General features: G+C 41.8%; 16 protein-coding genes and 1 pseudogene. 16 read left to right on the top strand and 1 reads right to left on the bottom strand.

Going from position 1 to position 21,144, the window contains the following annotated elements; all coding sequences use genetic code 11:
- Positions 1 to 220 precede the first annotated feature (220 nt).
- The 10 genes from HF881_RS03035 to HF881_RS02990 all read left to right on the top strand — a co-directional run bounded on the left by HF881_RS03035 (position 221) and on the right by HF881_RS02990 (position 12,763).
- Positions 221 to 4,042 carry an SIALI-17 repeat-containing surface protein gene (locus HF881_RS03035; RefSeq protein ID WP_169446402.1) on the top strand — a complete coding sequence of 1,274 codons (3,822 nt, stop codon included), beginning with the start codon at positions 221 to 223 and terminating at the stop codon, positions 4,040 to 4,042.
- A gap of 245 nt (positions 4,043 to 4,287) precedes the next feature.
- Positions 4,288 to 4,986, top strand: a complete 699-nt coding sequence (locus HF881_RS03030; RefSeq protein ID WP_169446401.1) for an N-acetylmannosamine-6-phosphate 2-epimerase — start codon at positions 4,288 to 4,290, stop codon at positions 4,984 to 4,986.
- Between the two features lie 114 nt (positions 4,987 to 5,100).
- A complete protein-coding gene (locus HF881_RS03025) occupies positions 5,101 to 6,429 on the top strand; it encodes an ABC transporter substrate-binding protein (protein ID WP_169446399.1) in 1,329 nt (442 codons plus the stop codon).
- 218 nt (positions 6,430 to 6,647) lie between these two features.
- Entirely contained in the window at positions 6,648 to 7,514 is an 867-nt protein-coding gene (locus HF881_RS03020; RefSeq protein WP_169446610.1) for a sugar ABC transporter permease, read from the top strand.
- 15 nt (positions 7,515 to 7,529) lie between these two features.
- Complete coding sequence (locus HF881_RS03015; RefSeq protein WP_001192118.1) at positions 7,530 to 8,369, top strand: carbohydrate ABC transporter permease; 840 nt, start codon at positions 7,530 to 7,532, stop codon at positions 8,367 to 8,369.
- 171 nt (positions 8,370 to 8,540) lie between these two features.
- Positions 8,541 to 8,993, top strand: coding sequence for a YhcH/YjgK/YiaL family protein (locus tag HF881_RS03010; protein WP_045611139.1), 453 nt, complete (start codon positions 8,541 to 8,543; stop codon positions 8,991 to 8,993).
- A 19-nt stretch (positions 8,994 to 9,012) separates the two neighbouring features.
- Entirely contained in the window at positions 9,013 to 9,657 is a 645-nt protein-coding gene (locus tag HF881_RS03005; protein ID WP_169446397.1) for a DUF624 domain-containing protein, read from the top strand.
- Positions 9,658 to 9,828: 171 nt separating this feature from the next.
- Complete coding sequence (locus HF881_RS03000) at positions 9,829 to 10,746, top strand: dihydrodipicolinate synthase family protein (RefSeq protein WP_169446395.1); 918 nt, start codon at positions 9,829 to 9,831, stop codon at positions 10,744 to 10,746.
- A gap of 17 nt (positions 10,747 to 10,763) precedes the next feature.
- Entirely contained in the window at positions 10,764 to 11,648 is an 885-nt protein-coding gene (locus HF881_RS02995) for an ROK family protein (protein WP_169446394.1), read from the top strand.
- Positions 11,649 to 11,998: 350 nt separating this feature from the next.
- A complete protein-coding gene (locus tag HF881_RS02990) occupies positions 11,999 to 12,763 on the top strand; it encodes a class I SAM-dependent methyltransferase (protein WP_169446392.1) in 765 nt (254 codons plus the stop codon).
- 287 nt (positions 12,764 to 13,050) lie between these two features.
- Here HF881_RS02990 and HF881_RS02985 read toward each other — a convergent pair whose 3' ends face one another.
- Entirely contained in the window at positions 13,051 to 13,902 is an 852-nt protein-coding gene (locus HF881_RS02985) for a MurR/RpiR family transcriptional regulator (protein ID WP_169446390.1), read from the bottom strand.
- A gap of 256 nt (positions 13,903 to 14,158) precedes the next feature.
- Between HF881_RS02985 and pbp2b the strand changes: the two genes are divergently transcribed.
- The 6 genes and pseudogenes from pbp2b to HF881_RS02955 all read left to right on the top strand — a co-directional run bounded on the left by pbp2b (position 14,159) and on the right by HF881_RS02955 (position 20,980).
- Positions 14,159 to 16,201: a penicillin-binding protein PBP2B gene (gene pbp2b / locus HF881_RS02980; RefSeq protein ID WP_169446388.1), complete on the top strand. Its 2,043-nt coding sequence runs from the start codon at positions 14,159 to 14,161 to the stop codon at positions 16,199 to 16,201.
- A 10-nt stretch (positions 16,202 to 16,211) separates the two neighbouring features.
- The gene (gene recR / locus HF881_RS02975; RefSeq protein ID WP_000966754.1) at positions 16,212 to 16,808 is read left to right on the top strand and encodes a recombination mediator RecR; all 597 of its coding nucleotides are present in this window, start codon (positions 16,212 to 16,214) and stop codon (positions 16,806 to 16,808) included.
- Positions 16,809 to 16,981: 173 nt separating this feature from the next.
- Positions 16,982 to 18,025, top strand: coding sequence for a D-alanine--D-alanine ligase (locus HF881_RS02970; protein WP_169446386.1), 1,044 nt, complete (start codon positions 16,982 to 16,984; stop codon positions 18,023 to 18,025).
- 85 nt (positions 18,026 to 18,110) lie between these two features.
- Complete coding sequence (gene murF, locus HF881_RS02965) at positions 18,111 to 19,484, top strand: UDP-N-acetylmuramoyl-tripeptide--D-alanyl-D-alanine ligase (protein ID WP_169446384.1); 1,374 nt, start codon at positions 18,111 to 18,113, stop codon at positions 19,482 to 19,484.
- Positions 19,485 to 19,506: 22 nt separating this feature from the next.
- Positions 19,507 to 20,080 (top strand): annotated as a pseudogene (locus HF881_RS02960) (NUDIX hydrolase).
- A 195-nt stretch (positions 20,081 to 20,275) separates the two neighbouring features.
- Positions 20,276 to 20,980 carry a TIGR02206 family membrane protein gene (locus HF881_RS02955; RefSeq protein WP_169446383.1) on the top strand — a complete coding sequence of 235 codons (705 nt, stop codon included), beginning with the start codon at positions 20,276 to 20,278 and terminating at the stop codon, positions 20,978 to 20,980.
- Positions 20,981 to 21,144: the final 164 nt, after the last annotated feature.

Here is a 21,144-nt window from a genome sequence, read left to right as displayed (position 1 = left end):
TAGCTATAAAGTTCAAAGTTTATTGTATAATAAGGGAAAGACATTGTGCGAAAGGAGGAAACTTTCCGCTGTTTGGTCAGAGAGTAAGAGCAGTGGACGTTTGAAGAATGGGAGGTCTCATTCAGTCGGTTACTTTCTTTTTACTTGTTTAGCTGGAGGCACTAAAAATTTTAAGAAAAAAAGAAAGCGCTTTATTTATAGAGAATATGAAAGGTAAAATATGAAGTATAGGGATTTTGATCGAAAACGACGATATGGCATTAGAAAATTTGCAGTTGGAACAGCTTCTGTACTAATTGGTACAGTTGTATTTGGAGTTTCGCCAGTTTTAGCCCAAGAACAGGGAAATGTAGTAGCGCCAAGTACTGAAAATGTGGAAAAAGGCAAAGACCAATCATCAGAAGAGGTGCCCAAAGAAGCTGTAGTAGCAAATGCATCTGATGCTGATAAGAATATAGCTGGGACTGAACTTGATCAAGATAAGTTCAAGAAGCAGGTAGAAGAAAAGACAGGAAATGCAACGGAAACAACTTTAAAAGAAGAGGAAGAATCAGCAGATGAGAATGCTATTCCTCGTGATTATTATTCAAGGGATCTACAAAATGCCAATCCTGTCCTAGAAAAAGAAGATGTTGAAACCAATGCGGCAAATGGTCAATTAGTTGATCTTTCAAGCGAATTAGAAAAGCTAAAGAAACTTGAAAACGCAACAGTTCACATGGAGTTTAAGCCCGATGCCAAAGCTCCAGCATTCTATAATCTCTTTTCTGTGTCGAGTGCTACCAAAAAAGATGAGTACTTTACTATGGCGGTCTACAATCAAGTAGCCTTGGTTGAAGGACGCGGTGCTAAAGGGGAACAGTTCTATGATAAGTATACGGATGCCCCTTTGCAAGTACGTCCTGGCCAGTGGAACTCAGTGACCTTTACAGTTGAAAAACCGACAGCAGAGTTACCTCATGGTCGAGTGCGTCTCTATGTGAACGGAGTATTATCTCGAACAAGTCTAAAATCTGGTAACTTCATCAAAGATATGCCAGATGTAACGCATGCTCAAATCGGAGCAACCAAGCGTGCCAGCAATACAGTTTGGGGAAGCAATCTACAAGTTCGAAACCTAACCGTCTATGATCGTGCCTTAAGTCCAGAAGAAGTTCAGACTAGAAGTCAACTATTTGAAAGAGGTGATTTGGAGAAGAAACTTCCAGAAGGTGCGAAAATCTCAGAGAAAGAAGACGTCTTTGAAGGGGGAATGAACAACAAACCAAATAAAGATGGAATCAAGAGTTATCGTATTCCAGCTCTTCTCAAGACAGATAAAGGAACTTTGATCGCAGGTGCGGATGAACGCCGTCTCCATTCAAGTGACTGGGGAGATATCGGTATGGTCATCAGACGTAGTGAAGACAATGGTAAAACTTGGGGAGACCGAGTAACCATTACCAACTTACGTGACAATCCAAAGGCTTCTGACCCATCGATCGGTTCACCAGTGAATATCGATATGACCTTGACTCAAGACCCTGAAACCAAACGCATCTTTGCCATTTATGACATGTTCCCAGAAGGGAAGGGAATCTTTGGAATGTCTTCGCAAAAAGAAGAAGCCTACAAAGAAATCGATGGTAAAACCTATCAAATCCTCTACCGTGAAGGAGAAAAGGGAGCCTATACCATTAGAGAAAATGGTACGGTCTATACACCAGATGGCAAGGCGACGGACTACCGTGTTGTTGTAGATCCTGTTAAACCAGCCTACAGCGACAAGGGTGATCTATACAAGGGTGACCAACTACTAGGCAATATCTACTTCACCACAAATAAAACTTCTCCATTTAGAATTGCGAAGGATAGTTACCTATGGATGTCCTACAGTGATGACGACGGGAAGACATGGTCAGCGCCTCAAGATATCACTCCGATGGTCAAAGCCGATTGGATGAAATTCTTGGGTGTAGGTCCTGGAGTGGGGATTACCCTTCGTACTGGACCACATAAAGGTCGGATTGTCGTTCCTGTCTATACGACTAATCGTACCAACCACCTCAATGGTTCCCAATCATCTCGAATCATCTACTCTGACGACCATGGTAAAACATGGCATATGGGTGGTGGTGTCAATGATAATCGTAAACTTTATGATGGTACCGTGGTTGATTCAAGCACCATGAACAATTATTATGCTCAAAATACCGAGGCTTCAGTTGTTCAGTTAAACAATGGGGATCTCAAACTCTTTATGCGTGGATTGACAGGAGATCTACAGGTTGCAACCAGTCATGACGGTGGTCTAACTTGGGACAATCACGTTGATCGCTACGATGTACCAGATGTTTATGTTCAAATGGCTGCGACTCATACGGTTCAAAATGGTAAAGAGTATATTCTCTTGGCAAATGCGAATGGTCCAGGTCGTAAAAATGGCTATATTCGAGTGGCTCGTGTAGAAGAAGATGGACAGTTGACTTGGTTACACCACCATTTGATTCAAGAAGGCGAGTATGCTTATAACTCACTTCAACAAATTGGGCCAGATGAATTTGGACTTTTATATGAACACCATGCGCCTGGAGGTGTTCCATATACACTATCCTTCAAGAAATTCAACTGGGATTTCTTGACCAAGGATTGGATTTCTCCTAAAGAAGCAAAAGTGAAATACGCGATTGAAAAATGGCCAGGTATTCTTGCGATGGAATTTGATTCGGAAGTATTGGTCAACAAGGCTCCAACCCTTCAATTGGCAAATGGTAAAACAGCACGCTTCATGACCCAGTATGATACGAAAACCCTCCTATTTACAGTGGATTCAGAGGATATGGGTCAAAAAGTTACAGGTCTGGCAGAAGGTGCAATTGAAAGTATGCATAATTTATCAGTCTCTGTGGCAGGAGCTAAGCTTTCGAATGGAATGAACGGAAGTGAAGCTGCTGTTCATGAAGTGCCGGAGTACACAGGCCCATTAGGGACATCCGGTGAAGAGCCAGCCCCGACAGTAGAGAAGCCAGAATATACAGGCCCACTAGGGACAGCTGGCGAAGAGGCAGCTCCGACAGTAGATAAGCCGGAGTACACAGGCTCATTAGGGCCATCCGGCGAAGAGCCAGCACCGACAGTAGATAAGCCAGAGTACACAGGCCCATTAGGGACAGCGGGTGAAGAGCCAGCACCGACAGTCGAGAAGCCTGAATACACAGGCCCACTAGGGACAGCGGGTGAAGAGCCAGCACCGACAGTAGAGAAGCCGGAGTACACAGGCCCATTAGGGACATCCGGCGAAGAGCCAGCTCCAACAGTCGAGAAGCCAGAATATACAGGTCCATTAGGGACAGCTGGCGAAGAGCCAGCCCCAACAGTCGAGAAGCCAGAATATACAGACCCACTAGGGACAGCGGGTGGAGAGCTAGCTCCAACAGTCGAGAAGTCAGAATTTACAGGTGGAGTTAATGCTGTTGAGGCCGCAGTCCATAAACTTCCAGAATATACAGGTTCATTAGGCACAGCGGGCGAAGAGGCAGCTCCAACAGTCGAGAAGCCAGAATTTACAGGCGGTGTGAATGCTGTTGAAGCAGCAGTCCATGAACTTCCAGAGTACACAGGCCCACTAGGTACAGCGGGCGAAGAGGCAGCTCCAACAGTCGAGAAGCCAGAATTTACAGGCGGAGTTAATGCTGTTGAGGCCGCAGTTCATGAAGTACCAGAGTATACAGACTCATTAGGTACAGCGGGTGAAGAGGTAACTTCAACAGTTGAGAAGCCAGAGTTTACAGGCGGTGTGAATGCTGTTGAAGCAGCAGTCCATGAAGCCCCTGAGTACAAAGGTGGCGTGAATGCAGCCGATGCAACTGTACATGAACTCGCAGAATATAAGGGAGCTAATTCGCTTGTGCCTCTTGCTACAGAAGATTATACTTACAAAGCTCCTCTTGCTCAGCAGACACTTCCTAATACAGGGAACAAGGAGAGTGGAATCCTTGCCTCACTAGGACTCACAGCTTTCTTCCTTGGCTTGTTTGCAATGGGGAAAAAGAAAGAAGAATAAGAGAATAATTTTAATCATTTGGCTTTGTAAAAATAGAAGGAGATAGTAGGTTTTTCAGCCTGCTATCTTTTTCTTTCGGCTCAAGGTGTGCTAATAAGAAATTCTAAGATGTCTGAAACTACTTTCAGGATAGTCTGTTCTATAAAATAGTTTTGAAACTGAAATCTATTCTACCATAAACTATTGAAAGCGCTTAACAAATAATATATAATAAGCCCATAGAAGAAAGAAAGGGAGGAAAGAGGATGCCACAGATTAGCAAAGAAGCCTTGATTGAACAAATCAAAGATGGAATCATTGTCTCTTGCCAGGCACTTCCTCACGAACCGCTTTATACAGAAGCGGGAGGGGTTATCCCCTTGCTAGTCAAAGCGGCTGAGCAAGGTGGAGCAGTCGGTATCCGAGCAAACAGTGTTCGCGATATCAAGGAGATTAAGGAGGTTACGAAACTCCCGATTATCGGGATTATCAAACGTGACTATCCGCCACAGGAGCCATTCATTACAGCTACTATGAAAGAAGTTGATGAGTTGGCTGAACTAGATATTGAGGTCATTGCTCTGGATTGTACCAAACGTGAACGTTACGACGGTTTGGAAATTCAGGACTTCATCCGAAAAGTCAAAGAAAAGTATCCACATCAACTCTTAATGGCTGATACTAGTACTTTTGAAGAAGGAATAGCAGCGGTCGAAGCAGGGATTGATTTTGTTGGAACAACCCTATCAGGTTATACTTCTTATAGTCCGAAAGTAGATGGTCCAGACTTTGAACTAATCAAAAAACTCTGCGATGCCGGTGTGGATGTCATAGCTGAAGGAAAAATTCATACACCAGAACAAGCCAAACAAATCCTTGAATATGGGGTACGAGGCATTGTTGTCGGTGGAGCTATTACTAGACCAAAAGAGATCACGGAACGCTTTGTTGCTGGTCTTAAATAACATAATCTCAAAACAGAGGAGAGTGGTCGATGCGTCGGATAAAATGAAAACGTATACAAATAGAAGCTTACTCACTATCCAATATGGACACGCTTATCAATTAGGAGAATACAAATGAAATTTAGAAAACTAGCTTGTACAGTACTTGCAGGTGCTGCGATTCTTGGCCTTGCTGCTTGTGGGAATTCTGGTGGAAGTAAAGATGCTGGAAAATCAGGAAGCGATAGCGGAAAAACAGAAATCACTTGGTGGGCATTCCCAGTCTTCACACAAGAAAAAACTGGTGACGGTGTTGGAACTTATGAAAAATCAATCATCGAAGCTTTTGAAAAAGCAAATCCAGATGTAAAAGTGAAATTGGAAACCATTGACTTCAAGTCAGGTCCTGAAAAGATCACAACAGCTATAGAAGCAGGAACAGCGCCAGACGTACTCTTTGACGCACCAGGACGTATCATCCAATATGGTAAAAATGGTAAATTGGCTGAGTTGAATGACCTCTTCACAGACGAATTCGTCAAAGATGTTAACAACGAAAACATCGTACAAGCAAGTAAGGCTGGCGACAAAGCTTACATGTATCCAATCAGTTCAGCACCATTCTACATGGCAATGAACAAGAAAATGTTGGAAGATGCTGGAGTTGCAAACCTCGTTAAAGAAGGTTGGACAACTGATGACTTTGAAAAAGTTTTGAAAGCGCTTAAAGATAAAGGCTACACTCCAGGTTCATTGTTCAGTTCTGGTCAAGGGGGAGACCAAGGAACACGTGCCTTCATTGCAAACCTTTATGGCGGTTCTGTAACAGACAAAGACGTAACGAAATATACAACTGACGATCCTAAATTCGTCAAAGGTCTTGAAAAAGCTGCTAGCTGGATCAAGGATGGTCTATTGAACAACGGTTCACAATTTGACGGTGGAGCAGACATCCAAAACTTTGCTAACGGTCAAACTTCATACACAATCCTTTGGGCTCCAGCTCAAAACGGTATCCAAGCGAAACTCTTGGAAGCAAGTAAGGTAGAAGTGGTAGAAGTACCATTCCCATCAGACTCTGGTAAACCATCTCTTGAATATCTTGTAAACGGATTTGCAGTATTTAACAACAAAGACGATAAGAAAATCGCAGCTGCTAAGAAATTCGTTCAATTCATCGCAGATGACAAAGAATGGGGTCCTAAAGACGTAGTTCGTACAGGTGCCTTCCCAGTTCGTACTTCATTTGGCAAACTTTATGATGACAAACGTATGGAAACAATCAGCAGCTGGACTAAATACTACTCACCATACTACAACACAATCAACGGATTTGCTGAAATGAGAACACTTTGGTTCCCAATGTTACAATCTGTATCAAATGGTGACGAAAAACCAGCGGATGCTTTGAAAGCCTTCACTGAAAAAGCTAACGAAACAATCAAAAAAGCTACAAAACAATAAGCACTAAGTCAGATTGATTCCCCCTTTTCCCTGTGCACTAAGGTGTAAGAAAAGGGGGACTTTTGTTTGAAATGTAAGGAACTGTCACGAAATTAAAATGAAGTTCTTACATAAGCGAATCTTAAAAAATTTCATTTTGATTTTAAAACAGTTCAAGAAAATCAAAAAATATTCTATTCGAAAGAGAGGTGCCGACTGTGAAAGTCAATAAAATTCGCATGCGGGAAACAGTGATTTCCTATGCTTTCTTAGCACCAGTATTATTCTTCTTTGTGATCTTTGTCTTGGCTCCTATGATTATGGGATTCATTACAAGCTTCTTTAACTACTCCATGACCAGCTTTGAGTTTGTGGGCTTAGACAACTACGTTCGCATGTTTAAAGATCCTGTCTTTACCAAGTCTTTGATCAATACCGTTATTCTGGTTATTGGATCAGTTCCGATTGTGGTTCTCTTCTCGCTCTTTGTAGCATCTCAAACCTATCATCAAAATGCGATTGCTCGATCTTTCTATCGTTTCGTCTTCTTCCTTCCTGTAGTTACAGGTAGCGTTGCCGTAACGGTTGTATGGAAATGGATTTACGATCCCCTATCAGGGATTCTGAACTTTGTCCTCAAGTCAAGTCATATCATTAGCCAAAACATTTCTTGGCTGGGTGACAAAAACTGGGCTTTGCTAGCGATTATGATTATCCTTTTGACAACATCTGTTGGTCAACCGATTATCCTTTATATCGCTGCTATGGGGAATATTGATAACTCACTAGTTGAAGCAGCGCGGGTTGATGGTGCGACTGAGTTCCAAGTGTTCTGGAAGATCAAATGGCCTAGCCTTCTTCCAACAACTCTTTACATCGCGATCATTACGACTATCAACTCTTTCCAATGTTTCGCCTTGATTCAATTGTTGACATCTGGTGGTCCAAACTACTCAACAAGTACACTCATGTACTACCTTTACGAAAAAGCCTTCCAATTGACAGAATACGGCTATGCAAACACTATCGGTGTATTCTTGGCAATTATGATTGCGATCGTAAGTTTCGTTCAATTTAAAGTACTTGGAAACGACGTAGAATACTAAAGAAAGGAGACAGCTATGCAATCTACACAAAAGAAACCCTTAACAGCTTTCACTGTTATTTCAACGATTATCTTGCTCTTGTTGACCGTGCTGTTCATCTTTCCATTCTACTGGATTTTGACAGGGGCCTTCAAATCACAACCGGATACCATTATGATTCCACCACAATGGTTCCCTAAAGCTCCAACAATGGAGAACTTCCAACAACTCATGGTGCAAAACCCTGCTATGCAGTGGATGTGGAACTCTGTATTTATCTCGCTAGTAACTATGTTCTTAGTTTGTGCAACCTCTTCTCTAGCAGGTTATGTATTGGCTAAAAAACGTTTCTATGGTCAACGCATCCTCTTTGCAGTCTTTATCGCTGCCATGGCTCTTCCAAAACAAGTTGTCCTTGTACCATTGGTACGTATCGTCAACTTCATGGGAATCCATGATACCCTTTGGGCAGTTATCCTGCCTTTGATTGGATGGCCATTTGGGGTCTTCCTCATGAAACAATTCAGCGAAAACATCCCTACAGAATTGCTTGAATCAGCGAAAATCGACGGATGTGGTGAGATTCGTACCTTCTGGAGCGTAGCCTTTCCTATTGTGAAACCAGGATTTGCAGCCCTTGCAATCTTTACCTTCATCAATACTTGGAACGACTACTTCATGCAGTTGGTTATGTTGACTTCACGTCAAAACTTGACTATCTCACTCGGGGTTGCGACCATGCAGGCCGAAATGGCAACTAACTATGGTTTGATCATGGCGGGTGCAGCTCTTGCAGCAGTGCCAATCGTAACCGTCTTCCTAGTCTTCCAAAAATCCTTCACTCAAGGGATTACTATGGGAGCTGTTAAGGGATAAGAAAAGTAAACTAGTATATCAAGGCTGCGGAAGTAGTCTTGACATGCTATGGAAATATAGAGTTATAAGTGTCTACAAAATGTTAGGTATTTGTCTGCCATAGAGATTTTGTCAGACACTTATAAACTTAATCTATGATTCAAGTTAACTATCAGAAACGAAGGAAACAGTATGATTTTTGACGATTTAAAAAATATCACCTTTTACAAAGGGATTCATCCCAATCTAGACAAGGCTATCGACTATCTCTATCAGCACCGTAAGGATTCTTTCGAACTCGGTAAGTATGAGATTGACGGGGACAAGGTCTTTCTAGTTGTTCAGGAAAATGTCCTCAATCAAGCTGAAAATGATCAATTTGAGCATCATAAGAACTATGCAGATTTGCATTTGCTGGTAGAAGGACATGAATATTCGAGCTACGGTTCACGTATCAAAGACGAGGCAGTAGCATTCGACGAAGCGAGTGACATTGGCTTTGTGCATTGTCATGAAAAATACCCACTCTTGTTGGGTTATCACAATTTTGCGATTTTCTTTCCAGGAGAACCACACCAGCCAAATGGCTATGCAGGTATGGAACAGAAGGTTCGCAAATATCTCTTTAAAATTTTGATTGATTAAAAAATCAGGAGGAGCAAACATGTCACAAAAAGGAGTAAGCCTTATCAAGGCAGCATTTGATATAGACAACTTTCTCATGCGTTTTAGTGAGAAGGTCTTGGATATCGTGACAGCCAATCTTCTTTTTGTCGTCTCTTGTTTGCCCATTGTGACGATTGGAGTGGCTAAAATTAGCCTCTACGAGACTATGTTTGAGATTAAGAAGAGCAGACGTGTGCCTGTCTTTAGAATCTATCTAAGAGCTTTCAAGCAAAATCTGAAGCTAGGTCTTCAGTTAGGTCTGCTTGAGTTGGGCATTGTTTCATTAAGCTTTCTAGATCTCTATCTCTTCTGGGGTCAGACAGCTATGCCTTTCCAAATGGTTAAAGCTATCTGTCTAGGCGTTCTTATCTTCCTCACTATCGTGATGTTGGCTAGCTATCCCATCGCTGCACGCTATGATTTAACTTGGAAAGAAGTGCTGCAAAAAGGACTTATCTTGGCAAGTTTTAACTTTCCTTGGTTCTTCCTCATGTTAGCTATTCTCTTTCTTATTGTGATGGTTCTTTATCTATCCGCCTTCACTCTTCTTTTGGGTGGGTCAGCTTTTATCTTCTTTGGTTTTGGTTTGCTAGTCTTTCTCCAAGCAGGTTTGATGGAGAAAATCTTCGCCAAATACCAGTAGGATGGTTTGTTTCTGAAACTACTTTCAATCGTTACAGTTTCTAAAATACAAGTAGAAACTAAAATCTAAGTGTATACAAGATATTGAAAGCGATTTTCACAAGGTGTATACTAAACTTGTAAAAAATAGAACTGCTCTCAGCAGAAAAAAAGAAATCTTAGGAGAAAATCTATGTCAGATTTGAAAAAATATGAAGGTGTCATTCCAGCCTTCTACGCATGTTATGATGATCAAGGAGAAGTCAGTCCAGAGCGTACGCGTGCCTTGGTTCAATACTTCATTGATAAGGGAGTTCAAGGTCTCTATGTCAATGGTTCTTCTGGTGAATGTATCTACCAAAGTGTGGCAGACCGTAAATTGATTTTGGAAGAAGTCATGGAAGTTGCCAAAGGAAAATTGACCATTATCGCTCACGTAGCTTGTAACAATACCAAAGACAGTATGGAACTTGCTCGCCACGCAGAAAGTTTGGGTGTAGATGCCATTGCAACGATTCCGCCGATTTACTTCCGCTTGCCTGAGTACTCAGTTGCCAAATATTGGAATGACATTAGTTCTGCAGCACCAAACACAGACTATGTTATCTACAACATTCCTCAATTAGCAGGTGTTGCTTTGACTCCAAGTCTCTACACTGAAATGTTGAAGAATCCACGTGTTATCGGTGTTAAGAACTCTTCTATGCCAGTTCAAGATATCCAAACCTTTGTGAGCCTTGGGGGAGAAGACCATATCGTCTTTAACGGTCCAGATGAGCAGTTCCTAGGCGGACGCCTCATGGGTGCTAAAGCTGGTATCGGTGGTACATATGGTGCTATGCCAGAACTCTTCTTGAAACTCAATCAGTTGATTGCTGAGAAAGACTTGGAAACAGCGCGTGAATTGCAATACGCTATCAATGCAATCATTGGCAAACTCACTGCTGCACATGGAAATATGTACGGTGTGATCAAAGAAGTCTTGAAAATCAATGAAGGTTTGAACATTGGTTCAGTTCGTTCACCATTGACGCCAGTAACCGAAGAAGATCGCCCAGTTGTAGAAGTAGCTGCTCAATTGATTCGTGAAACCAAGGAGCGCTTCCTCTAATCCATAAGGAGGTATTTATGACACACTACGTTGCAATTGATATTGGTGGAACCAACATCAAATATGGTTTGATTAACCAAGAAGGCCAACTTGTTGAATCGCATGAAATGCCAACTGAGGCGCAAAAGGGTGGACCCCATATCTTACAAAAGACAAAAGATATCGTTTCTAGCTATTTAGAAAAAGGCCCATTAGCAGGTGTTGCCATTTCTTCAGCGGGAATGGTGGATCCTGATAAGGGTGAGATTTTCTATGCCGGCCCGCAAATTCCTAACTACGCAGGAACCCAGTTCAAAAAGGAAATCGAGACTAGCTTTAATATTCCTTGTGAAATTGAAAATGATGTCAACTGTGCAGGTCTTGCTGAGGCGGTTTCTGGCTCAGGTAAGGGAGCGAGTGTCACTCTTTGCTTGACCATTGGAACAGGTATCGGTGGTTGCTTGATTATAGATGGGAAAGTCTTCCATGGATTTAGCAACTCAGCTTGCGAAGTCGGTTATATGCATATGCAGGATGGAGCTTTCCAAGATTTGGCTTCTACGACAGCCTTGGTAGAATATGTGGCAGCAGCTCATGGTGACTCAGTCGACCAGTGGAATGGCCGGCGCATTTTTAAGGAAGCTACCGAAGGAAACAAGATCTGTATGGCTGGCATTGACCGCATGGTAGATTACCTTGGGAAAGGTCTGGCAAATATTTGCTACGTTGCCAATCCAGAAGTGGTCATTCTCGGTGGTGGTATCATGGGGCAAGAGGCTATCCTCAAACCGAAGATCCGTACAGCCTTGAAGGCGGCCTTGGTACCAAGTCTAGCTGAAAAAACACGATTAGAATTTGCCCATCACCAAAATACAGCAGGGATGTTGGGAGCCTATTATCATTTCAAAACAAAACAATCCTAGTTTGGAACTATAGAATTAAGAAGAACTTTTAATCACTACTTGAGTGAAAAATGTTTTGCTTAATTCTTTTTTTATTGAAAAATTTGAGCGAAAGGAGGTAATCGTGAGAAACTAGGAGAAAATAACCGCCTTGCATGAGAAGTTAAGCCGAGATGATGAACTACAAAGCGAGAGCAATTCTATCATCAATTTAATTGATATTTAGCTTGAGTAAATGAGAAAATGTGGAAAAATGATATAATGAGATGGACGAGAAATTGACAAATTAGAATTTGTAAAGGTGAGAAAAATGCAATGGCAACCTATTCACCTTAAATCAAAATACTATAAAATTACGAGGAGATGGTAAGATGAATAATTATATAAAATTAAATGAAGATAGGTGGAATAATGTAAAAAATGACTATACTGAGCCATTGACACATGAAGAATTAGAAGAAGTTAGAAAGTATCCAATTTCTGTTGCCTTAACTGTTGGGAAACAAGTTCCGACAGAATGGTTTGAAAAAGCCAAGGGAAAAAAGATATTAGGGTTAGCTTGTGGTGGTGGACAACAGGGTCCAGTTTTTGCTCTAAAAGGTTATGATGTCACCATCATGGATTTTTCCACATCACAATTACAAAGAGATGAGATGGTTGCTAAAAGAGAAGGCTTAAAAATCAATACAGTTCAAGGCGATATGACCAAACCATTTCCGTTTGAAGATGAAACTTTTGATATTGTTTTTAATCCGGTTTCAAATGTATACATAGAAGATTTAGAAAACATGTATAAAGAAGCCTCTCGAGTATTGAAAAAGGGCGGTTTGTTAATGGTCGGATTTATGAACCCTTGGATATACATGTATGATGCTGATACTGTATGGGACAAACCCAATGAGGAATTACTTTTAAAGTTTTCAATACCTTTTAATTCAAAAGAGCTTGAAGAGGAAGGCAAAATCACCATCAATCCAGAATATGGATATGAATTTAGCCATACCTTAGAAACTCAGATCAGAGGACAACTTAAAAATGGTCTCGCTATGATTGATTTTTATGAATCGTGTGACAAAAGACATCGATTATCACGTTATGGAAATGACTACATCGCTACACTCTGCATTAAACTATGATATTTTAGAACGTACTTCTGAAGAATAGCTCATTTTATTTTACGATTAGAATTTCCCATACCCAAAATACCGCAGGGATGTTGGGTGCCTATTATCATTTTATACTCAATGAAAACCAAAGAGCAAAGTAGGGAGCGAGCCATAGGTTGCTCAAAGCACAGCTTTGAGGTTGTAGATAAGACTGACGAAGTCAGTTACCTATACGTACGGCAAGGTGAAGCTGACGTGGTTTGAAGAGATTTTTGAAGAGTATTAAAACAAAACAATCCTAGTTTGGTTGAACCAAACTAGGATTTTCTAACGCGTTTTTGTCTACGATAGCCGTTGAGTTTTTTATTTTCCCAATAACTATTAAAGATTTTTTCCTTGCTCTCGCGATTGATTTCCAAAAAGTAGGCATAAATCAAATCTATTAAAATGAGCATAGGGAGTTGAGCGGAAATACGCTGGATGTAAGAAGATTGACTATGGCTTGCCACAAGAACTGTTTCGGTGTAGGCCTGACTATTTTTGTTTGGTGCGCTGGTAAAGAGGATGGTCTTGGCGCCCATTTCCATGGCATCCAACAAACTATCGAGGACGGATTGGGTAGTGCCTGATAGGGAAAAACCAAGTACCAAACAGTTTTCATCCATGATGCTAGTCGTCCATGCAAAGCCATCCTGATCGGTCAAAGCTTCACAGACAACACCTAGTCGCATAAAACGCAGTTTCATCTCACGGGCAATCAGACCAGAACTTCCCGTCCCAAAAAAGTAAACTCGTTCTGCATCGTCGATTAATTGGGCAACTCGTTCCAGTTGTTCTTCGTCAATTAAATCCTGTGTTTGTTCACGCATGATACTGTAACTTCGCAAAACACGTTTGGTCAAAGGACTATGTTTGTAGGAATGAGTTTCCGGTTTACTAGCCTGGTGCTGGTATTGAAAGACGAATTCTCGATAGCCAGTAAAGCCACATTTTTTTGCAAAACGGGTAAGGGCAGCTTGGGAAACATGCAGTTTTTGAGTAACCTGTTGCGATGATAGATCATCCACAATCGTATCTACCTGCAAGAAATAACGAGCTATTTCCTGCTCTAACTCTGTTAATTCTTCAAAATGAAGATCAATAATAGTTGCGATATCCTGCTTTTTCATGGAGCTCCTTTTCATGAGTCAAACTCTTAAAAGTTGACGATTGCCTGCTTATTAACATCATTATATCATAGAAGACAGGATAACTAAATAAAAAGGCATTTTCAGTTAAAAGTTAAAAAATGCTTCGACTTTTCCAAGAGTTTCTCCGTAAAATATGATACAATGAAAAGTACTGAGCTTCACCCGTTTGCTCTATTATTTTAGCTAAAAATGAAGGTGAAAATCGGAAATTTTTCTAGAAAAGAGTCTTAGTTGTATGAGAAAATTCAATAGCCATTCGATTCCGATTCGGCTTAATTTACTATTTGCGATTGTTATCCTGCTGTTTATGGCCATTATTGGTCGATTGTTATATATGCAGGTACTGAATAAAGATTTCTATGAAACAAAATTGGCATCAGCCAGCCAGACTAGGGTGACAACCAGTTCGGCTCGAGGGCAAATCTATGATGCAGCAGGAAAACCCTTGGTAGAAAATACTGTTAAGCAGGTTGTTTCTTTCACGCGAAACAATAAGATGACGGCAGCTGAATTGAAGGAAACAGCCAAGAAACTTCTCACATATGTAAATGTAACCTCCCCTGATCTGACAGATCGTCAGATTGCAGACTATTATTTGGCTGATCAGGACATTTACAAAAAAACAGTCGAGGCTCTTCCAAGTGACAAACGCCTAGATTCAGATGGGAATCGCTTATCAGAAGCGACTCTCTACAATAATGCAGTTGAAAGTATCGATGTGAGTCAGCTTAACTATACGGATGACCAGAAAAAGGAAATCTATCTCTTTAGCCAGCTCAATGCTGTTGAAAATTTTGCGACAGGAATCATTTCTACGGATGCCTTGGATGATACTCAGGTCGCTCTCGTCGCATCAGCATCCAAGGAATTACCAGGGATCAGCATTTCAACTTCATGGGACCGAAAAGTACTAGACACTTCTCTATCGTCTATCGTCGGTAGTGTTTCAAGTGAAAAGTCAGGTCTTCCAGCTGAGGAAGTTGACGCTTATCTCAAGAAAGGCTACTCTCTCAATGACCGAGTGGGAACTTCTTATCTTGAAAAGCAATATGAAGATGTCCTCCAAGGCAAACGCTCCGTCAAAGAAGTGCATCTCGACAAACATGGAAATATGGAAAGTGTGGAAAATGTCGAGGAAGGAAGCAAAGGAAACAATATCAAACTAACGATTGACCTAGTTTTCCAAAATGGAGTGGATGACCTGCTTAAGAGCTACTTCAACTCCGAGTTGAGTAATGGTGGCGCCAAATATTCGGAAGGAGTCTACGCAGTCGCTCTCAATCCTAAAACAGGTGCAGTTCTAGCCATGTCTGGTATCAAGCATGATGTTGAATCAGGTAAACTGAGCTCAGACTCTCTAGGCACAGTCACTAACGTCTTTGTGCCAGGTTCTGTTGTCAAGGCGGCAACCATCAGCTCTGGCTGGGAAAATGGAGTTTTGTCAGGCAATCAAACCTTGACAGACCAGCCGATTGTTTTCCAAGGTTCAGCTCCTATCAATTCATGGTATACCTTGTCCTACGGTTCTTTTCCTATCACAGCGGTTGAAGCCTTGGAATACTCATCCAATACCTACATGGTGCAAACAGCTCTGGGAATAATGGGACAGACCTATAAACCCAATATGATGGTAGCAACGAGTCGATTAGATACAGCTATGGGCAAATTGCGGTCAACCTTTGGGGAATATGGACTCGGAGCTTCAACAGGGATTGACCTCCCAGATGAATCCACAGGATTTATACCAAAAGAATTTGATTTAGCCAACTATCTAAATAATGCTTTTGGTCAGTTTGATAACTATACTCCGATGCAGTTAGCCCAGTATGTCGCAACCATTGCAAACAATGGCGTACGTTTGGCTCCTCACATCGTTGAAGGGGTTTATGGAAACAATGACCAAGGTGGCTTAGGTAGTCTGGTTCAAGAAACATCCACCAAGGAACTGAACAAGGTCAATATCTCAGAATCAGATATGGCTATCTTGCAGCAAGGTTTCTATCAAGTTTCGCATGGAACGAGTGCACTGACAACTGGTCGTGCCTTTTCAAATGGTGCAGCCGTATCCATCAGCGGGAAAACGGGTACTGCCGAAAGTTACGTTAATGGTGGTCAAAAAGCCAATAATACCAACGCGGTCGCCTATGCACCGACCGAAAATCCCCAAATCGCGGTCGCAGTCGTCTTTCCTCATAACACCAACCTAACAAATGGTGTCGGACCTTCAATTGCGCGTGATATTATCAACCTCTATAACCAACACCATCCAATGAATTAGAAAGGAACTTATGCTGTATCCAACACCTATTGCCAAGCTGATTGATAGCTATTCAAAGTTACCAGGTATCGGGATTAAAACGGCTACCCGCCTAGCCTTCTATACCATTGGAATGTCTGATGACGATGTCAATGAATTTGCCAAAAACCTACTGTCTGCTAAGCGGGAATTGACCTATTGTTCCATCTGTGGTCGCTTGACCGACGATGATCCCTGCTCTATCTGTACAGATCCAACTCGAGACCAGACAACCATCTTGGTGCTAGAGGATAGTCGCGATGTGGCAGCTATGGAAAATATCCAAGAATACCACGGGCTCTATCATGTTTTGCACGGCCTCATTTCTCCTATGAATGGTATCAGCCCAGACGATATCAATCTCAAGAGCCTTATGACTCGTCTCATGGATAGTGAGGTTTCAGAGGTGATCGTGGCAACCAATGCGACGGCTGATGGGGAAGCAACATCTATGTATCTCTCTCGTTTGCTCAAACCAGCTGGTATAAAGGTCACTCGTCTAGCACGAGGTCTAGCCGTGGGAGCAGATATCGAGTACGCGGATGAAGTCACACTCTTACGAGCTATTGAAAATCGGACAGAGTTGTAGGAGTAAACAAATTTACGAACTCAATTCATTTATACAAGAACGGGGAGACCGAGTTTGTCGTTATCGGTCTCTTTTTATATTTCTTTACTACCAGTACCATGTTCAAGTTTCAAAAAAGAAGCAAATATGATATACTAAAGAACGAGTATTCTATTAGAATTAGGACAAGCAATATGAAACAAACGATTATTCTTTTATACGGTGGACGTAGTGCAGAGCGTGAGGTCTCTGTACTATCAGCTGAGAGTGTCATGCGTGCGGTCAACTACGACCGTTTCACAGTCAAGACTTTCTTTATCAGTCAGTCAGGTGACTTTATCAAAACGCAAGAATTTAGCCAGACTCCGGGGCAAGAAGATCGTCTCATGACCAATGCGACCATTGACTGGGACAAGAAAATCGCGCCAAGTGCCATCTACGAAGAAGGTGCTGTGGTCTTTCCAGTTCTTCACGGTCCAATGGGAGAAGATGGTTCAGTTCAAGGATTCTTGGAAGTCTTGAAAATGCCTTACGTTGGTTGCAACATCTTGTCATCCAGCCTTGCTATGGACAAAATCACGACCAAGCGTGTCTTGGAGTCTGCTGGGATTGCTCAAGTTCCTTATGTAGCCATCGTCGAAGGGGATGATATGACTGCTAAAATCGCTGAAGTTGAAGAAAAATTGACTTATCCAGTCTTCACAAAGCCGTCAAACATGGGTTCCAGTGTCGGTATTTCTAAGTCTGAAAATCAAGAGGAACTCCGTCAAGCATTGAAACTTGCCTTCCAATATGACAGCCGTGTCTTGGTTGAGCAAGGAGTAAATGCCCGTGAAATCGAGATTGGTCTCTTGGGTAACTACGATGTCAAGAGCACTTTGCCAGGTGAAGTGGTCAAGGATGTTGCCTTTTATGACTATGATGCCAAATATATCGATAACAAGATTACCATGGACATCCCAGCCAAGATTAGTGATGATGTGGTAGCTGTCATGCGTCAAAATGCAGAAACTGCCTTCCGTGCGATTGGTGGACTAGGTCTATCTCGTTGTGATTTCTTCTATACAGATAAGGGCGAGATTTTCCTAAACGAGCTTAATACCATGCCAGGTTTTACCCAGTGGTCTATGTATCCACTGCTATGGGACAATATGGGAATCAGCTACCCAGAACTAATTGAGCGTTTGGTTGACCTTGCCAGGGAAAGCTTTGACAAGCGCGAAGCGCATTTGCTATAAAAATGAAAGAGAGGGGTAGGAGCCAGAACTGTCACTGCTAGGTGAGTAGAGTTCGTGGACTTCAACCCTTTTTAAAGGAGTAGAAATGAAATTAACAATCCACGAAGTTGCGCAAGCTGTTGGAGCTAAAAATGATGTCAGCATTTTTGAGGACACCCAGTTAGAAAAAGCTGAGTTTGATAGTCGTTTGATTACTGATGGAGATTTGTTTGTTCCGCTCAAGGGAGCGCGTGACGGTCATGACTTTATCGAAACAGCTTTTGAAAATGGTGCAGCAGTAACCTTGTCTGAGAAAGAGATTGCAAATCATCCCTACATTCTAGTAGATGATGTGTTGACTGCTTTTCAAAGGCTAGCTGCCTACTATCTTGAAAAAATGGGTGTTGATGTCTTTGCTGTTACAGGTTCAAATGGCAAGACAACGACCAAGGATATGCTGGCGCATTTACTGTCAACAACCTACAAGACCTACAAAACTCAAGGCAATTACAATAACGAGATTGGCCTTCCTTACACAGTTCTCCACATGCCTGAAGGGACAGAAAAGTTGGTCTTGGAGATGGGGCAGGATCACTTGGGAGATATTCATCTTTTGTCTGAATTGGCTCATCCAAAAACAGCCATCGTGACCTTGGTTGGAGAAGCCCATTTGGCCTTTTTTAAAGACCGTTCGGAAATTGCCAAAGGAAAAATGCAAATTGCAGACGGTATGGCTCCGGGTTCCGTTCTCTTAGCACCAGCTGATCCTATTGTCGAGGACTACTTGCCTACTGATAATAAGGTGGTTCGTTTTGGTCAAGGAGCAGAGCTAGAAATAACAGACTTGGTTGAGCGCAAAGATAGTCTGACCTTTAAGGCTAATTTCTTGGAGCAAGCTCTTGACTTGCCGGTAACTGGTAAGTACAATGCCACCAATGCTATGATTGCTACTTATGTGGCTCTACAAGAAGGAGTTTCAGAGGAGCAGATTCGTCAGGCTTTCCAAAATCTTGAATTGACTCGTAACCGTACCGAGTGGAAGAAAGCTGCCAACGGAGCAGATATTCTGTCAGATGTTTACAATGCCAATCCAACAGCCATGAAGCTAATTTTAGAGACTTTCTCTGCTATTCCAGCCAATGAAGGGGGCAAGAAAATAGCAGTTTTGGCGGATATGAAGGAACTCGGTGACCAATCTATCCAACTCCATAACCAGATGATTCTGAGTCTATCGCCAGATGTGCTTGATATGGTTATTTTCTATGGAGAAGACATTGCCGAATTAAGCCAGCTGGCCAGTCAAATGTTCCCAATCGGTCATGTATACTACTTCAAGAAAATAGGCGACGAAGACCAGTTTGAAGCCATGGTCAAGCGGGTTAAGGAAAGCCTCGGTGCCAATGACCAAATCCTACTCAAAGGTTCGAACTCTATGAATCTAGCCAAGTTGGTAGAACGTTTAGAAAACGAATGCAAGTGATTTTACCCAGTATCTGCAAAGAATGCTAGACATTACGGATACTGGATTAACCTTTACAAAAGATCCTTTTGACCGTGAGCGCTACGAGGACTTGCGAAGTCTGTTTAGCGAAATGTTGAGTCAGGTATCAGACCTCGATGCAGAAGAAGTGGCAGAAGTCTTGAAACCAACTTCCGCTTACGCGACTCCTCTGATGGACGTCCGTGCTTGGATTGTTGAGGATGAAAAGTCTGTTTAGTTAGAGGAAAAGGAGAGGATAGTTGGGCTTTGCCAGGTGGCTTTGGTGAGGTTGGCTATTCTCCAACTGAAGATATTTTCAAGGAAATTGAAGAAGAAACCGGTTTTACAGCAAAAACTGAAAGGTTACTTGCAGTTTTTGATACCAATCGTTTCCAACTACAGAGCAAACAATATGCAAAGTTTGTGTTTGAATGCCAACTTTTTGACGGACAATTTCAAGAGAATCAAGAAATTGCCGACCTTCAATTTTTTGCCATCAACCAACTGCCAGTCTTATCTGAAAACGCATTACCAAGGAGCAGATGGAGATTCTTTGGCAGGTTTATCAGGGACAAAGAGAGCAATATATTGATTAGGTTATGCTAGAGAAGTCTGCAAATCAAAAAAGGATGTCTGCAAGGTGCATTTCTGCGACACAAATGATATAATAGGTTGCGAATTTAAGTCGCAAGTATTCTATGCATAGTATAGAATCAAGCTTTTTCAAAAAAATTAAAAAAGTCGAGCAGTGACTTTTCTACTGCTCCGGCTAGATGAACGAGGAATAGAATATGAATTTGTGGGAACAATTATTTACCACACAGATATCAGAACCGCCCCAGTTTGAACTCCACTGGTATATTGGTTTGTTATGTTTATTGGCTCTTACTTTCTATGCTTCTTATCGCTTTCGCGACAAGGTGCCTTACCAGCGCTTTATTCAGATCCTTCAGTCTGTTCAATTGATTGTTCTGTATAGCTGGTATTGGGGGAATCAAATGCCCTTATCAGAAAGTTTGCCCTTCTATCATTGTCGTATCGCCATGTTTGTTATGCTCTTGATTCCAGGGACTTCCAAGTACAAGCAATACTTTGCCCTTCTAGGAACCTTTGGAGCAACTGCAGCTCTGGCTTATCCACTCTTTGACCCTTATCCGTTTCCGCACGTGACCATCCTGTCCTTTATCATCGGGCACGTGGCACTTTTGGGGAATGCGCTCCTATACTTGTTTAAGAATTATGAAGCTTCCCTGCTCAATTTGAAAAATGTGACAGTGATTACATTTTCTCTAAATGCCTTGATAGGAGTTGTCAACTTGGTTGTAGGTGGAGATTATGGATTTTTAAATAAACCACCACTAGTGGGAAATCATGGACTATTGGCGAACTACCTCATCGTGTCCAGTGTGTTGGTAGCAGCAATCAGCTTGACTGCAAAAGTAGTAGAGGTCTTTTTGCAACAAAGAGCAGAAAAAATGATTCAAGAGAAAGCCTAAGAAGGCCTTCTCTTTTTTTGATTAAATATGCAAAATATAGCTGTAAGGATATAAAAATAATGATTGCTCCTGAGAAAAATCGTTCAAAAGATTTTTACAAAAAACCTAGAGGAAATTTATGAAAAACTAAGCACGATTGGATTTTTTGTGTTATAATATTTTGT

The organism is Streptococcus sp. WB01_FAA12 (assembly GCF_012843315.1).
Taxonomy (GTDB): Bacteria; Bacillota; Bacilli; order Lactobacillales; family Streptococcaceae; genus Streptococcus.
The sequence above is the reverse complement of the archived record's forward strand: the minus strand, read 5'-3'. Positions and strand labels throughout refer to the sequence as shown.